18 protein-coding genes and 1 tRNA gene are annotated in these 14,442 nt (G+C 58.8%); 5 read left to right on the top strand and 14 right to left on the bottom strand.

Features of this window, described 5'->3' with window-relative positions; all coding sequences use genetic code 11:
• Window positions 1-2: 2 nt before the first annotated feature.
• The 9 genes from BN1129_RS02875 to mepA all read right to left on the bottom strand — a co-directional run bounded on the left by BN1129_RS02875 (window position 3) and on the right by mepA (window position 6,405).
• Window positions 3-677: a NuoB/complex I 20 kDa subunit family protein gene (locus BN1129_RS02875; RefSeq protein WP_042034369.1), complete on the bottom strand. Its 675-nt coding sequence runs from the start codon at window positions 675-677 to the stop codon at window positions 3-5.
• 29 nt (window positions 678-706) lie between these two features.
• Window positions 707-1,111: an NADH-quinone oxidoreductase subunit A gene (locus BN1129_RS02870; protein WP_042034368.1), complete on the bottom strand. Its 405-nt coding sequence runs from the start codon at window positions 1,109-1,111 to the stop codon at window positions 707-709.
• Window positions 1,112-1,425: 314 nt separating this feature from the next.
• The gene (locus tag BN1129_RS02865; RefSeq protein ID WP_042034367.1) at window positions 1,426-2,304 is read right to left on the bottom strand and encodes a flagellar motor protein MotB; all 879 of its coding nucleotides are present in this window, start codon (window positions 2,302-2,304) and stop codon (window positions 1,426-1,428) included.
• Entirely contained in the window at window positions 2,279-3,037 is a 759-nt protein-coding gene (locus BN1129_RS02860) for a flagellar motor protein (RefSeq protein ID WP_042034366.1), read from the bottom strand. Before BN1129_RS02860 ends, BN1129_RS02865 begins: the two co-directional genes overlap by 26 nt.
• Window positions 3,038-3,361: 324 nt before the next feature.
• A tRNA-Ser gene (locus tag BN1129_RS02855) sits at window positions 3,362-3,449 on the bottom strand.
• A 177-nt stretch (window positions 3,450-3,626) separates the two neighbouring features.
• The gene (locus BN1129_RS02850; RefSeq protein WP_042034365.1) at window positions 3,627-4,244 is read right to left on the bottom strand and encodes a TPM domain-containing protein; all 618 of its coding nucleotides are present in this window, start codon (window positions 4,242-4,244) and stop codon (window positions 3,627-3,629) included.
• Window positions 4,245-4,273: 29 nt separating this feature from the next.
• On the bottom strand, window positions 4,274-4,996 hold the full coding sequence (locus BN1129_RS02845) for a TPM domain-containing protein (RefSeq protein ID WP_042034364.1): 723 nt from the start codon (window positions 4,994-4,996) through the stop codon (window positions 4,274-4,276).
• A complete protein-coding gene (locus tag BN1129_RS02840) occupies window positions 4,993-5,598 on the bottom strand; it encodes a LemA family protein (protein ID WP_042034363.1) in 606 nt (201 codons plus the stop codon). The genes BN1129_RS02845 and BN1129_RS02840 overlap by 4 nt, the downstream gene beginning before the upstream one ends.
• A 42-nt stretch (window positions 5,599-5,640) precedes the next feature.
• A complete protein-coding gene (gene mepA, locus BN1129_RS02835) occupies window positions 5,641-6,405 on the bottom strand; it encodes a penicillin-insensitive murein endopeptidase (protein ID WP_157013237.1) in 765 nt (254 codons plus the stop codon).
• 167 nt (window positions 6,406-6,572) lie between these two features.
• Here mepA and BN1129_RS02830 point away from each other — a divergent pair, with 167 nt between their 5' ends.
• Together BN1129_RS02830 and BN1129_RS02825 are read left to right on the top strand one after the other, a co-directional pair.
• The gene (locus BN1129_RS02830; protein ID WP_042034362.1) at window positions 6,573-7,115 is read left to right on the top strand and encodes a hypothetical protein; all 543 of its coding nucleotides are present in this window, start codon (window positions 6,573-6,575) and stop codon (window positions 7,113-7,115) included.
• A gap of 218 nt (window positions 7,116-7,333) precedes the next feature.
• The gene (locus tag BN1129_RS02825; RefSeq protein WP_080741091.1) at window positions 7,334-7,612 is read left to right on the top strand and encodes an RNA recognition motif domain-containing protein; all 279 of its coding nucleotides are present in this window, start codon (window positions 7,334-7,336) and stop codon (window positions 7,610-7,612) included.
• A 78-nt stretch (window positions 7,613-7,690) separates the two neighbouring features.
• Here BN1129_RS02825 and BN1129_RS02820 read toward each other — a convergent pair whose 3' ends face one another.
• Window positions 7,691-8,590 carry an aldo/keto reductase gene (locus BN1129_RS02820; protein WP_042034360.1) on the bottom strand — a complete coding sequence of 300 codons (900 nt, stop codon included), beginning with the start codon at window positions 8,588-8,590 and terminating at the stop codon, window positions 7,691-7,693.
• A 107-nt stretch (window positions 8,591-8,697) separates the two neighbouring features.
• On the opposite strand from BN1129_RS02820, the gene BN1129_RS02815 reads away from it, so the two are divergent.
• The 3 genes from BN1129_RS02815 to ltaE all read left to right on the top strand — a co-directional run bounded on the left by BN1129_RS02815 (window position 8,698) and on the right by ltaE (window position 11,004).
• The gene (locus tag BN1129_RS02815) at window positions 8,698-9,105 is read left to right on the top strand and encodes a transcriptional regulator (protein WP_042034359.1); all 408 of its coding nucleotides are present in this window, start codon (window positions 8,698-8,700) and stop codon (window positions 9,103-9,105) included.
• 90 nt (window positions 9,106-9,195) lie between these two features.
• A complete protein-coding gene (locus tag BN1129_RS02810) occupies window positions 9,196-9,897 on the top strand; it encodes a Rossmann-fold NAD(P)-binding domain-containing protein (RefSeq protein WP_042034358.1) in 702 nt (233 codons plus the stop codon).
• A gap of 90 nt (window positions 9,898-9,987) precedes the next feature.
• Entirely contained in the window at window positions 9,988-11,004 is a 1,017-nt protein-coding gene (gene ltaE / locus BN1129_RS02805; RefSeq protein ID WP_042034357.1) for a low-specificity L-threonine aldolase, read from the top strand.
• Between the two features lie 55 nt (window positions 11,005-11,059).
• Here ltaE and BN1129_RS02800 read toward each other — a convergent pair whose 3' ends face one another.
• From BN1129_RS02800 to BN1129_RS02785, 4 genes are all read right to left on the bottom strand, one after another.
• Complete coding sequence (locus BN1129_RS02800) at window positions 11,060-11,491, bottom strand: PAS domain-containing protein (RefSeq protein ID WP_042034356.1); 432 nt, start codon at window positions 11,489-11,491, stop codon at window positions 11,060-11,062.
• A gap of 9 nt (window positions 11,492-11,500) precedes the next feature.
• Window positions 11,501-12,529 carry a response regulator gene (locus tag BN1129_RS02795; protein WP_042034355.1) on the bottom strand — a complete coding sequence of 343 codons (1,029 nt, stop codon included), beginning with the start codon at window positions 12,527-12,529 and terminating at the stop codon, window positions 11,501-11,503.
• 54 nt (window positions 12,530-12,583) lie between these two features.
• Window positions 12,584-13,522 carry a LysR family transcriptional regulator gene (locus tag BN1129_RS02790; protein WP_042034353.1) on the bottom strand — a complete coding sequence of 313 codons (939 nt, stop codon included), beginning with the start codon at window positions 13,520-13,522 and terminating at the stop codon, window positions 12,584-12,586.
• A 73-nt stretch (window positions 13,523-13,595) separates the two neighbouring features.
• Window positions 13,596-14,297: a DUF2982 domain-containing protein gene (locus tag BN1129_RS02785; protein ID WP_042034352.1), complete on the bottom strand. Its 702-nt coding sequence runs from the start codon at window positions 14,295-14,297 to the stop codon at window positions 13,596-13,598.
• Between the last annotated feature and the right edge of the window lie 145 nt (window positions 14,298-14,442).

The following is a 14,442-nucleotide window of genomic DNA, read 5'->3' as shown; positions in this document are numbered from 1 at the left end:
GATCAGATCTCATCCGGCGTGCGCAGGTTGGTTACGTTGATCCGCTCGCCGCGCTTGCGTTCCTTCTCGGCTTGCATCTGGGGACGGTAGATCCCCTGATCGCCCACCACCCAGGAGAGGGGGCGGCGCTCCTTGCCGATGGAGTCTTGCAGCAACATCAGGGCTTGCAGGAATGCCTCTGGACGGGGCGGGCAGCCAGGAATGTAGACGTCGACCGGCAGGAACTTGTCCACGCCCTGTACCACGGAGTAGATGTCATACATACCGCCCGAGTTGGCACAGGCGCCCATGGAAATGACCCACTTGGGTTCGAGCAGCTGCTCGTAGAGGCGCTGAATGACTGGCGCCATCTTGATGAAGGGCGTCCCTGCTATCACCATGAAATCGGCCTGACGCGGCGAGGCACGGATGACTTCCGCCCCGAAGCGAGCTACGTCATGGGGAGAGGTGAAGGCGGTACACATCTCCACGTAGCAGCAGGAGATGCCGAAGTTGTAGGGCCAGAGGGAATTCTTGCGACCCCAGTTGACGGTGTCTTGCAACACCTCCTCGAGACGCCCCATCATGATGCCGCGTTCAGCCTGTTGCGCCAGCGGATCATCGACGGTCTGGCGTTGTTCCTGGGGGTAGCGCTCAACTGGCGCATCCGGGTCAATCCGGGTCAGGGTGTACTTCATGGTGCAACCTCAAAGGGAATATCGGTCATTCAGTCTGGCTTCTTGTCAGTCAGAGCGCGTTTCTTTGGTGCCCAGTCGAGGGCGCCGATGCGCCACAGGTAGATAAGACCTACCAGCAGCAGAGTGATAAAGATGGTGGCTTCGATAAAGCCGACCCAGCCACTCTCCCGAACGGAGACGGACCAGGCGAACAGATAGAGGGCCTCGACGTCGAAGATGACGAAGAACATGGCGACCAGGTAGAACTTGGCGGAGAAACGCAGACGGGCATTGCCAACCGAATCTATGCCCGACTCGAAGGGCTTGTTTTTGGCTCGGCCGTAGGCTCGGCCTCCCAGCAAGGCGGCCAGACCTATCATGATCAGACACAGGCAAATGGCTGCAACGACATAGATAGCAAAAGCCCAATGCTGGACAGCGATATCAGCAAACATATAGGTTTTCCCTAACCGAATTAATCATGTGACTTAACAATGGTGTTACGCATTATGCCACTTCCATACTGATTTACATGTCATTTCAAAGGATTAATTATTAATCATCGGGAGGAAAATCGTATTTTGCTAGCAATGTCAATTTTCTCATTTGAGAATCATTTCCAACGGCGAGAATAGACCTGGAAAAGGGCGCTCAGCAGAGTTTGCCTAGGCGTGACATACAAAGGAGAGCAGGGGATACGGGTCGGATGACAGGAGCAAGTCTGGCAAGATGATGTGCAAAGAAAACCCCGCAGGGCGGGGTGTGTTGATCATGGTTTGAGGATGGGGAGCGCCTCTTCCGCGGCCTTGCCCTGGGAGAGGGTGATCTCGACCCGGCGGTTGGCCTGTCTATGCTCCGGCGTGTCGTTGGCATAACGTGGCTGGGCATCGGCCACCCCCTGAGCGATGACCCTGGTTGCATCCAGCTTGGGGTTGGTGAGCAGGGTATGGACGATGGAGGCCGAGCGCAGCACTGACAGCTCCCAGTTGCTGCGATAGAGCTCTATCGGCGCCTGCGAGTTGTCTGTGTGGCCGGTCACCACCACCTTGCCCGGGATGTCTGCCAGTATGCCGGAGATCTTGTTGACCAGCGGGATGAACTGGGGCTGCAGGAAGGCCGAATCGGCCGGAAACAGCGCCTTCTCGCCGATGCGGATCACCAGCTGGCTGCCAAGCTGCTCCACCTCCAGATCCTTGGATTCAATCTGTGCCTTGAGCTGCTGCTCGAGCTTCTTCTTGGTGACCTGTACCCACTCTTGTTCCTTGGTCTTGTGCGGCCATGCCTCGGTGGCACTCGGCTTCTCAGAGGCCCCTATGGTTTCGTTGAAGGGATCTGCCGCTGCGGTCGGTGCCTCTTTTTCCAGCACAGTCTCTTTATCCGGACTGCTGGGGGTCGTCCTGGATTCGGGCTCCAGGATCCCGGTGCCGCCCTGCATCACAGGAGAGCCTGCCGGTGGAGAGATGAGGCCGATTTTACCCAGCGACTCGATGAAGCCCTGGATCAGCACCCGGGTCTCGGACTGTTTGGCCATGGCAAAGGAGTAGAGCACCACGAACAGGGCGAACAGCAGGGTCATGAAATCGGCATAGGAAACCAGCCAGCGTTCGTGGTTTTCCGGCGCTTCAGGCTTTTTCTTTTTGGCCACCATGGCCTCCCAGATAAGGTTCGAGGGTAACTTGTAACCGGGCTTGCGACTCGCCATCCACGATGCAGAGGATACCGGTCAAGGTCATCTCCTTGTAGTGGCGGATATCATGGGCAAACCCCTTGTAGCGGTTACCGAAGGGAAGAAAGATCAGGTTGGCGGCACCCACCCCGTAGATGGTGGCGATGAAGGCCACCGCGATGGCCCCCCCCAGCTTGTCAGGGGCATCCAGCAGGCCCATGGCGTGGATCAGGCCAAATACCGCACCCACTATCCCCATTGTCGGGCAGTAGCCGCCCATGGCCTCATAGAATTTGACGGTCTGCTCGAGATCCTCATGCTCGAACTCGATCTCGTTTTCCAATACCTCGTGGATCTTGGTTTTCTCGTAGCCATCGACCATCATTTGTACCCCTTTTTTCAGGAAGGGATCCTTGATATCGTCGATCATCCCCTCCAGAGCCAGCATGCCGCTGCGTCTGGCGTTGCCGGCCAGGGTCTCCAGCAACTGTGCCTGTTCCAGCATGTCGAGCTTGGGGGGGGAGAGTAGCCACTTGAAGCGTTTGAAGGTTTTACCGACGACGGAGAAGGGAAACTGGGTCAGTGCGGCACCGATCGTACCGCCTATCACTATGAGGAAGGCTGGCAGATCGAGCAGGGCGCTGGGATGGCCCCCCTCGATGATATTACCGCCAAGGATACAAACTATTGCAAAAACAAGGCCAATCAAGCTCATTTTTTGTACGTCCTTGGATATTGATAATGGCTAGTGTAGCTATTTAAGTATCAGTTTTTCAAAATGATATCCAATCGGTGAGCAATAAATCAGGGTCGTGTCCGGCGGGGACATATTTTACGGCGCAGGGCGGAACGCCGGTCTGGGCAGGGTGAGAAACAAGGCATGCTCATACCGAGGTGGGCAAGGACGCCTGATAGGGAGAATGTCACCGCGGGGATGCCGGTGTGTTGCGAGAGGAGGGGGAGAGCATTCGCCGGTCGAGAGCAGATGGCGCAGGCCACAAAGCAAAAAGCCCGACCAGTTAGGTCGGGCTTAGCGATTTGGCGGTGAGGGAGGGATTCGAACCCTCGATACGTTGCCGTATACACACTTTCCAGGCGTGCTCCTTCAGCCACTCGGACACCTCACCAAATTTTTGACCAGGGTTTAACGTGTTTGGCCAACACTTCATTCGCCGCGCCGTTGCGCTGGAACGGGGCGTAATTTAGGGGAAAGGGCTGCCAGGGTCAACCATTTTTCCCCTTATTTTTCATAATCTTTATCGAATGCCTATCCCTTGAACAGAATGCCGGTTTTTTAAACCTGATCAGGGCTTGTCCAAGATGATCAGACTGTCGGGCAGCTCATTCTGATCCCGGGTCGCCGGGAAGGCATCGGTCAGGATGGCGCGGGTGCGCTCCACGCACTCGATGAATCCCTGTTCCACCTCCCGGTTGCGTACCCGTTGAGTGAAGTCGTCGATGATCGCCTGCCACAGGGCATTGTCGATATGCTGGGCGATGCCGTCATCCACCAGTATTTCCACATAGTGTTCGGCCACAGAGACGAAGATCAGCACCCCCAGCCGTTCCCGAGTGCGGTGCAGCCCTTGTTCGACAAACTGCAGGCGAGCCATCAGCGCCGCCCTGCGCTGGCGTACCTGCTTCGGGATCAGATACATCTTGATGGGGGTCCAGTGGAACAATATGCTCAGCAGCAGCCACACCGACCACTGTGCTAGCAGGATCTCGTACCAGCCGAGCCAGAAGCCGAGCTCAAACACCAGCAGGGGGGTGAGCATGGCAATCAGCGCCGCCCACAGGGTGGGAATATAGCGATAACCGTCACTGGCTGGCGCCAGCACTGTGACCAGTTCAGCATCCGTTTCCAGCTCCGCCTCGCGAACCTTGGCCTGCAGCGTGTGGAAGAACTGTTTAGAAATCATAGTGTCGTCTCTTCATGCCTGTATTCCTGTTACCAACCACCGGAGGCTCCGCCGCCGCCAAAACTGCCGCCGCCCCCACTGAAACCGCCACCGCCGCCGCCCCGGCTGCCGAAGCTGCCGGCACCGAAGCCTCCTGTCAGCAAAGCCGCGCGGCGTCGGCCACCGCCACCGCCGCGCAGGTTATGCAGCACTAGCATCACAATCACCATCAGGATGAACAGCCAGGGACCGCCCAGCCTCTCCTTTTGTTTGGGAGTGTCCACCGGCGTGTACTCACCCGCCAGCGCCTGCATGATGCCCCTGCTGCCTGCGACCACACCGGCGGCCATGTTGCCACGCTTGAAGGCGGGCAGTATCCGGGCCTGGATGATGTTGGCCGCAATGGCGTCGGGCAGGGCACCTTCCAGCCCATAACCCACTTCGATGCGCACCTTGCGCTCATCCTGTGCGATCAGCAGCAGGACGCCGTTGTTTTTGCCTTTCTGACCAATGCCCCAGTGGCGACCGAGCTGGTAGCCATACTCCTCTATGGTTCCACCATCCAATGTATCGATTGAGACCACCACCAGCTGGATGCCGCTGCGCCTTTCAAATGCGGCCAGTTGCTGGGTCAGCTGATGGGCTTGCTTACGGGACATCAGGTTTGCCTCATCCACTACCCGGCCGCTGAGGGCTGGAAAGGTGGGGGCGGCTTGCAGCGCCGCCATCCACAGCAGCAGACAGGGCAACAGCCAGCGGGCAAGCCTGCTCATTGGAAGCTGACCTTGGGCGCCTCATCGGCACCTGGCTTGGCACTGAAACTCGGTTTGGCCTCCAGATCCGAATAGAGCAACTTGGACCAGATGACGCCGGGGAAGGTACGGATCTCGGTATTGAACTGGCGCACCGCCTCTATGTAGTCGCGACGGGCCACCGAGATACGGTTCTCGGTGCCTTCCAGCTGTGCCTGCAGGGTGAGGAACTGCTGATCAGCCTTCAGGTCCGGATAGCGTTCGACCACCACCATCAGCCGGGCGAGGGCGCTGGAGAGCTGGTTCTGGGCCGCTTCAAACGCCTTGAGCTGGGCAGGATCGCTCACCTGCACGCTGCCGACCCGGGCCCGGGCGTCGGTGACCGCTTTCAGGGTCTCCTGCTCGTGGCTGGCGTAGCCCTTGACGGTGGCCACCAGATTGGGAATGAGATCGGCCCGGCGCTGGTACTGGTTCTCAACCTGGCCCCAGCTCGCCTTGACCTGTTCATCCAGGGTCGGAATGTTGTTCATGCCGCAACCCGTCAGTCCCAGCAGCAGGGTCAGGGTCAACAGGCTCTGCGTTGTCCGGCGCCAGAGTGAAGTGGCCATCTTGTTGTTCTCCATTGAAATTTCTAGCGGATATAGGTGCACCATAACAGCTTGTGGTCAACTGCCACAACGGGCGGGCAGCCTGGGTTTGCTGTACGTCATCGAGACCTTGGGTAATTGCGGCTTGTCCTTGAGCCAGGAGGCCAGCTCGGCGTCGCAGCCATTGCCGGGCGGGATCGGGGCTTGGGGTTGGCAATCCGGACTGCCAGCCGGACAGTGCAGCCGCACATGGAAGTGGCTGAAGTGGCCGACCCAGGGACGTAGCTTGGCGACCCAGGGTTCATCAGCGGCCCGCTTGCACACCTCGCCCTTGAGCACCGGATTGATAAAGATGCGGGCAACCTCGGGCTTGCTGGCCGCCAGGCGCAGCAGTTCCAGTTGCTGGGGACCGAAACGTCCCGGCAAGACCCGGTAACTGGGCTCGTCGATCAGCGCCCACTCCTTGGGGGCATCTTGTTCCCATTTGCTGATGGGCTGGTTGGCCATCCGGAACCAGATGTCGGCATCGAGCCCGGTCTGGTGGCTGCGATGGCCCGAGCTGAAGGGGCCGCCGTGGGCCATGGCCAGATCGGCGATATAGAGATCCGGCATGCCGGCCATCCGGGTCTGGTTTGCCAGGGTCGTGAGATAATGAATAAGGTCGGGGTGACCGTAGTAGCGCAGTCGTTTGCTGCGGATCACCTGATAGCCGGGCCCTGTCAGCGGGAGGGCCATGCTATGTTTGAGGCAGCCGGCCGAATAGCCGCCAATGGCTTCAGGGGCGATTGGGCGGGCACCGGCATGCAGGGCACTGGCCATGAACAGCAGGGTGGTAGCAAGCATGAGACTCCCGACAATTACGCTAAGAGGTGGGCTCAGATAACCCCAATCATATCAAGAGTCTGGCGAGGTCGTCACCCGACTTGCCGGTCGGGTTGCATCTTGGCGTCCGGCTCCCGCACAATGCGCGACACATCTAGGTGAGCGCACGAGAACATAAGGAGAACGAGATGAAGGTGAGTGAGCTGGTGGATAAGGCGGGGCTCTGTTGCCTGATGCCTCCCGCCCGACGTTTTTATCCTGTGATGGGGATCTTGCTGCTGGCGAGTCTGGTGACTGTGCTGGCCGCCGTCGGCCTGGGCTATCCGGCGATGGGGCTGCTGCCCTGGGTGGGGGTGGTGTTTGGCGGCATAGTGCTGTTGATGATGGTGTTGCCTCGCAACTGGCAGCGCTGGCGACTGGCCGAACTTGCCTGGGACGATGAGCGCCTCTACCTGCTCAATGGCAGCGATGACAGGGCACTGGCTCTGCCAAGAGCGGCTCTGGTCGGCATTGAGCGGGATCGCACGGTGGGCCACGACGGCCAGTGGCTGGCGTTCAGCCTGGATCTTCGGCTCGATGGTGAGCAGCTTGCGGCGGCGACCAAACTGATGGGGCTAGGTCGTGAGGGCACCCACGAAGTCGCACCCGGCATTTATCGCTTTGGCTTTAAACGGGCCTGGCATGGTCGCCGCGCACTCAAGGAGATGCTCAAGGCGCTGCTTCCCATGTGAGCTGACTATTTTCTCGACAATCCGCCTCAAAGCTCAGATACTGCCAGTGACTCGAATTGATCTTGCCTGTTCTGTTCACCCAAGAGATCAATGGCTTGAGTGAACAAAATGGGGAGTGCCTCGGCATGATGCCCTGGCAGGTCCGGCATGGAGGGTGTGCCCTTACTTCTGTGTTGGTGATTGGATAGAGAAGGCACCTTGAATCGAGAGTGGATGGCATGAAGATTTACGTAGGTAATCTGTCGTACCGGATGACGGCCGACGAACTGACAACCGTGTTCAGCCAATTTGGGCAGGTAGAAAAGGTCGATATCATCATCGATCGTGATACCGGTCAGTCCAAGGGGTTTGGCTTTATTGAAATGCCTGTCAATGGCGATGCTGAGAAGGCTATCGCCGGTTTACATGGCACCGAAATCGGTGGCCGCACCATCACAGTCAACCAAGCCAAACCGAAGACAGATGCACCACGTGGTCGCCCCCAGCGTCATCGTTGAGTTGCCTTGATAATGCAGAACGGCATGGGTATCCCCCATGCCGTTTTTGTTGGTGCGTTATGCCACTGCCATACAGGGTCAGGGCACGTCATACCCGAGCGCCGCCTTGCGAATGCGGAACCACTGCTGGCGGTTGAGCACGATGGACTCGGCGGCCACGGCGGCGGCGATCCGCTCCCGCTTGCCTGAGCCTATCAGCGGCAACGGCTGGCTTGGCAACATCATCACCCAGGCGTAGACCAGCTGCTCTATGTGCTGAGCGCCCACTTCATGGCGGATCTGCTCGAGCTCGGCGCGTAGCGGCGCATACTCCTGGCCGTTGAACAGGCGTCCGCCACCGAGGCAGGACCAGGCCATGGGCTTGATGCGCAGTTGCTGGCATTGATCCAGGGTGCCATCCAGGGTGGTGCTCTGGTTCAGCGGCGAGATCTCCAGCTGGTTGGTGACCAGCGGGAAGGGCAGGCGTGACTGCAGCAGCTCGAACTGGCGAGGGGTGAAGTTGGATACCCCCAGATGTTTCACTTTGCCCGCCTGTTTCAGGCTGATGAAGGCATCGGCCACCTCGTCGGCATCCATCAGGGGATCGGGGCGGTGGATCAGCAGTAGGTCCAGATAGTCGGTGCCGAGCTTGCGCAGGGAGTTTTCGGCACTGGCGATGATGTGCGCCTTGCCGGTGTTGTAGTGGTTGAGCGCATGTTCCGGCTTGGCGGTGAGGGCGATGCCGCATTTGCTGACGATTTCCATTCGGGCGCGCAGGGAGGGCTCAAGGCGCAGGGCCTTGCCGAACGCCTCCTCGCACTGGTAACCGCCGTAGATGTCGGCGTGATCCAGGGTGGTCACTCCCAGGTCCAGGTGGTACTTCATCAGATCGAGCAGCGCTGCCGGGGAGAGTTGCCACTCCATCAGACGCCAGTAGCCCATGATGAGGCGGGAGAAGATCGGGCCCTGCTCGTGCAGGGCAACGCGAGATACAGACATGAGTGACTCCTTGGGAAATTAATGCTGCCAGCATCTTGGTCTCTTCTGCCTGGCAAGGCAATAATGCGTTTTTTGTTCACTCGAACTTTGGTTCTGACAGGAGACATATGGAAGGATTTGCCGAGCGGTTGCGGAGTCTGATCGGGGTGGGCAGCATCAGCGCGTTTGCGCGTAAAGTCGGTTTGAGTGAAGCCCTGATCCGCAAATATCTGAAGGGGGCAGAGCCTGGCCTTGGCAAAGCAAACCAGATCGCCATGGGGGCCAACTGCTCGCTGGAGTGGCTTGCCACCGGTTGTGGTTATCTTTACCGACAGGCAGAAGTGGTGGATCGGGAGGCGCTGGCCGCCGCAGGTACCCTGCTGCAGGAGTTGCAGCCGGAGCAATCCCTGCCTGATGAAAGGCAACTGGTGACCCTGCTCGCCTACTACCAGTTCTTGCGCAGCCACAAGAGGGCCGACGGCTTCCTGGATCTGGCGTTGGCGCGCGAATTTGGCAAGCACCTCAATGAGGCATAAACCCGGATGGGCATAGCCAATCAACTCTTGGCGGCAGCCGGTTATTATTCTGATAACCTCTAAACAGACGGCAGATCCGGGGAGAGGGCGATGGGCTATCTGATCTTGGGCAGTGGTGGATTGGGCACGGCGCTGGCAAGGGAGCTGTCGGCTCGTGGCGAGGAGTGGGTGCTGGCCGGCAGGCAATTGCCCAAGGGGCTGGATCCGGCCTGCTACTTCCCGTTGCAGGATGTGGAGCCACTCTCTTTCGATGCGCTGTTCACCCTCTATGACACAAGCCCCCTGCCGAGCGTGGTGATCAACACCATAGGCCTGTTGCACGACATCAACTTCATGCCGGAGCTGTGGGTGGAGGAGGTCAATCCCAAGTGGCTGTGCGACAGCCTGCTGGCCAATGCCTGGCCACATCTGGCCCTCGGCGCCTGCCTGAGCCGCCGCATGACCCCGGATGCCAGCTTGTGGCTCTGTTCTCTCTCCGATCTGGCCGGTAGCCTGACCGACAATGAGACGGGCTGCCGCTACAGCTACCGGATGAGCAAGGCGGCCCTCAACATGGGGGCCAGGACGCTGGCGCTCGAATGGCGGGAGCGTTTCCCCGGAGCAGGGGTGATCACTGTGCACCCGGGCTCCATGGACACCCCCATGAACCAGCCCTTTCTCCATGAGCTGGCCCCCGCCAGCCTGCAGGATCCTGCATTGATCGCCCCCCGTTTACTGGCTCTGATCGCCGGTTTATCGTTGGCGCAATCCGGCGCCTTTGTGGATCTGCAGGGGCAGCCGCTGCCCTGGTAAGCCGTCACCGGGCTCACATTCCAGCGACGCCCTGCTTGCCAAGCCCGCCCGGGCTGGCTAACGTCGTCCTCCTGCACCAGGAGGGATGTCATGCGCTATATCGATTTACGAAGTGATACGGTCACCCAGCCCACGGATGCCATGCGTCAGTGCATGCTCCATGCCGAGGTCGGGGATGATGTCTATGGGGAGGATCCGGGCGTCAACGCGTTGGAAGCCTATGGCGCCGACCTGCTTGGAAAAGAGGCTGCGCTGTTTGTGCCATCCGGCACCATGTCCAACTTGCTGGCGGTGATGAGCCATTGCCAGCGTGGGGAAGGGGCTGTACTGGGCTCGGCAGCCCACATCTATCGCTATGAGGCGCAGGGTTCTGCTGTGCTGGGGTCTGTGGCCCTGCAACCTGTGCCCATGCAGGCTGATGGCTCGCTGGCGCTGGCGGATGTGCGAGCGGCCATCGCCCCTGACGATGTTCATTTTACCCAGACTCGCCTCGTCTGCCTCGAAAACACCCATAACGGCAAGGTGCTGCCCTTGCCTTATCTGCGCGAGATGCGCGAACTGGTCGATGAGCATGGTTTGCAGTTGCATCTGGACGGTGCTCGTCTGTTCAATGCCGTGGTGGCGAGTGGCCATACGGTGCGCGAGCTGGTCGCGCCGTTTGACAGTGTCTCCATCTGCCTCTCCAAGGGGCTGGGAGCGCCGGTGGGATCGCTGCTGGTGGGTTCTCATGCCTTTATTGCCCGTGCCAGAAGGCTGCGCAAGATGGTGGGTGGCGGTATGCGTCAGGCGGGGATCCTGGCTCAGGCTGGCCTGTTTGCGTTGCAGCAGCATGTGGTACGCCTCGCGGACGATCATCGCCGTGCCAGACGGTTGGCCGAGGGGCTGGCTGCGCTGCCTGGCATCAGGCTGGATCTGGCGCAGGTTCAGACCAACATGGTGTTCCTGCAACTGACGAGTGGCGAGAGTGCACCCTTGCTGGCCTTCATGAAGGCGCGGGGGATCCTCTTCTCCGGTTATGGCGAGCTGCGGCTGGTGACCCATCTGCAGATCCACGATGATGACATTGAAGAGGTGATTGACGCCTTTACCGAGTATCTCGGGGCGTGACAATCTCATGGAATGAACCAGGGCGCCGCGGCGCCCTGTGTTGTTTGCGGCTGGCTCAGGCTTGCCGCTGGCCACTTATCAGCATGGCCTCGTCGGTGGCATCGTAGATCATCACGGCGATATGGGTCACCTGGCCACCAAAGTCGGCCAAGGGCACCAGGGTCAGATTCTGGAACATATGGGGGGCCGAGCCCGTGATGGGGCGGTAGTTGGAGAAACGCAGCAGATAGGGTTTCTGCTCCCAGGTGCTGAAGGCGCGATTGTTGAGCTTGAACACCATGTTGGCCTTGCGCTCGAACCAGGCCCTGTCCACATCGGGGAAGAGATCGAACAGCACGCCATCGCGTACCTCACCGGCTAACCTGCCGCTGTGGCTTTCCATGAAGCCGTTCCACACCTGTACCCGGTACGCCTTGTCAAGCACCACCAGCCCCACGTCCAGATTCTGGACTATGTTCATCAGCCAATGAAATTCACGAATTTCCATGGTCACTCCCTAGAGCATGTGCATGATTTTATTGTTCATGGTGGCGATGGAATCTTCGGTAAACAGCAGCAGCAAGTCACATTGCACCGCGTAATCCTGGACCCGATAGTTGATCTCGATGGCCAGGGTGCGGCGCCAGCGGCTCTTGTTGGTGTTAATGAGATCCTTGATGGACCTGTGCTGGCCGAGCACCACCGGGTGACCTTGGCTGAAAGGGGTATCGAGCTGGCTGGCGTAACCGCGCAGGAAGGCGCCGATCAGCACGTTGGCTGTGTCCATCAAGAGTTCCAGCTCGGCATTGCGATCCAGCGCCCCCTGGTGGTTCATCAGCCGGGCCAGATCCGTGAAGCTGGAGTCGTGGAACAGGATCAGTGCTTCGCCGGCGATCCCCGCCCCGATGAAGCCCTGACAGACGGCGGAGAGGGTATCCGAGTCGGCGGCGGCCGAGAGGGCCATGTGCAGCTCAGAGACCTCCAGTACGTTGACGTTGGGAATGGGCAGCACCACAAAGGCGTTGAGCAGGCGGGCAAGCAAGTCGGCGGCCTGGCCCATCGAGATGTTGGCGAGCTCCTGGTAAACGTCGCGGATCTCGGGGGTGAGCTTGACGCCAATATCAGCATCAGGCCCACCTGCCGTCAGGCCTTCAAGCAAGGCAGGCGCAGCGGCAACACCATTGGGTTGCCACAAACCGTGTTGCCTGAGCAGGGCACTCAGGGTTTCGGGGGCGGCCGGTTTCTTGATGAAATCGAGGGCGCCAAGACTCATGACCCTTTGATGTGCCTCGGGCTGGATGTCGCCAGAGACGACGAACACCTTGTTGCGCAGCCCTTCCTGTTGCAGGGTCTCCAGCACCCCGTAGCCGTCCATCTCCGGCATGGTCAGATCCAGAAAGATCAGATCGCCATGCCCCATCAGCACCTGTTCCACCCCTTCGAGCCCGTTTGCAGCGTAATGCAGCGTCACATCCCAGTCGGCAGGAAGGGCGCGGGCCAGCTGTTTACGAGCGAATCCTGAGTCATCACATATCAATACATTCATAGTGTTAGGCTGGCCTGGTCAACGAGAATTGTTATTAGTGTGGCCCGCTGACGGTCAGATGCAACGGGACAGACTGGTTGCCGGTGAAAATTGGTTGTCCCATTGGTGGTTCCGGTAGCGCGCTGAGTATTTTTCAACGAATTCAGCGAACATCTTAACACGTAGTGGGGCGAACTGAGGCTGACAGCGCAACATATAGAAGGGGCGATTGCCGGTTTGCCAGTCAGGCAGCACGGCAACCAGTTGCTCATCCTGCAGGAAGGGGTGGACGTAGTGGTGAGGTGCGTTGACTATTCCCAGGTGCCGTCTGGCGGCCCTGACTGCCGCCTGGGTCTGGTTGACGGTGAGCTTGGCGGTGCGCTTGATCTGCACTGTCTGCTCGTCCCGGCCGGTCAGTTGCCAGTGCTGATGGGGCCAGCAGTAGATCAGGGAGTGCTCCTCCAGCTGGGCCGGGTGAGTCGGTGTGCCCATCTTCTCCAGATAGAGCCTGGAGGCGAACAGGCCGTATTCGATGTGACCGAGACACTGGGCATTGGTCATGGATTGCGGCAGTTCACCGTTGAAAAACACCAGATCCCGATCGTTGTGGAGCAGGTGCTGATGATCATTGGTCTGGGTGATGTCGAACCGCACCGCTGGGTAGTGCAGGCCAAAATCCGCCAGCATGTCGACCAGTATGGTGTTGGAGAGTGCGATGGGCGCGGCGAGGCGGATCACCCCGTTAATGTCGGCTTCCCGGCCCTGAATTTCACCGGTAGCCTGCTCAATCTCGGCCAGCGGGGTACACAAACGCTCGTAATATCTGAGCCCATCGTCGGTGAGGCGGAGTTTGCGGGTGGATCTGTGTAGCAAGGAGCAGCCGAGCTGCTCTTCCAGCTGAGAAATACGTCGACTGATGGTGCCAGTAGGCATGCCCAGTGCGGCAGCCGCATGGGAAAAACCTCCCTCTTGCACCACCTTGACGAACAGATAAAACTCTTCGATGTACTTCATAAGCGGTGTTCTGGGTGTAACAAGGGAGTGACCTTAAAAAGAGCCGCCCGCCTTGGCAAGTGCAATCCGGCGTTTAATTGATCTGGATTAGATTCGACTCCCGCTGGTATTGGTGCAACAGACGGACAAATTCGGCAGGGTCCCGATCCAGGCTGTTGTCCGGCACCAGCAGATCGTAACCGAGCAGGTCACGCAAGCGGGTCATGCGATTGGCCAGCATTGCGATGACCCCCTCGTAGCGCTGACCAGATGGGGAGCGAAAGTGGCTCTCCTCCAGCAGACCTTCTCCCTGAAAGGCATCACCGCAGCTGCCGCTGGCACAATCTTGCCGTTCACTGCGCAGGGCTTGCAGTAGCACGGCCCTCTGTTCTGTCAGCAGGCGCACTGCCAATCTGGGTGTGATCAATGTCAAAAAATCGTCGTAATCTTTTATCTTCAAACCTATGTAGGGCAGGGCAACCAGGTCCCAGCCCAGATGAATGAGTGGTTGGTCAATACGTTGAATATTTCTCCATTTCAGGATCCAACCACCGTATTTATGGTGATATTGCAAACAATCGTGACAGAGCGAGAGGCTGAAATGGGGTTCAACCAGTTTCAATGAGCCGATAAATATCATCAGCAGACCCGCCAACAGGCCGGAGATGAAGGGGATTAGTGGTTGTTCACGGAATAAAAAAAGTATAAAAATCATAGTAATGGTTACTATGATGCCCAACAATATCAAGGTGAGTCCGTTTTTCCTGACCATGGGTTTCACATGTAGCGTTTTCATATGAAGTCAGCCCTTGTGCGCATGCTTATTTCCAGATTATGGGCTGGATCCGATTTTGTACCAGCGCCGGGCGTCCCGAGAGGGCGTCTTGTTGCAGGGTTTCCCTGTGATCACACATCATGAATCACCATATTAGATGAATACG

The organism is Aeromonas popoffii (assembly GCF_000820025.1).
In the GTDB taxonomy this organism is placed as follows: Bacteria; Pseudomonadota; Gammaproteobacteria; order Enterobacterales; family Aeromonadaceae; genus Aeromonas; species Aeromonas popoffii.
This window is presented reverse-complemented; position numbering and strand designations above follow the sequence as displayed.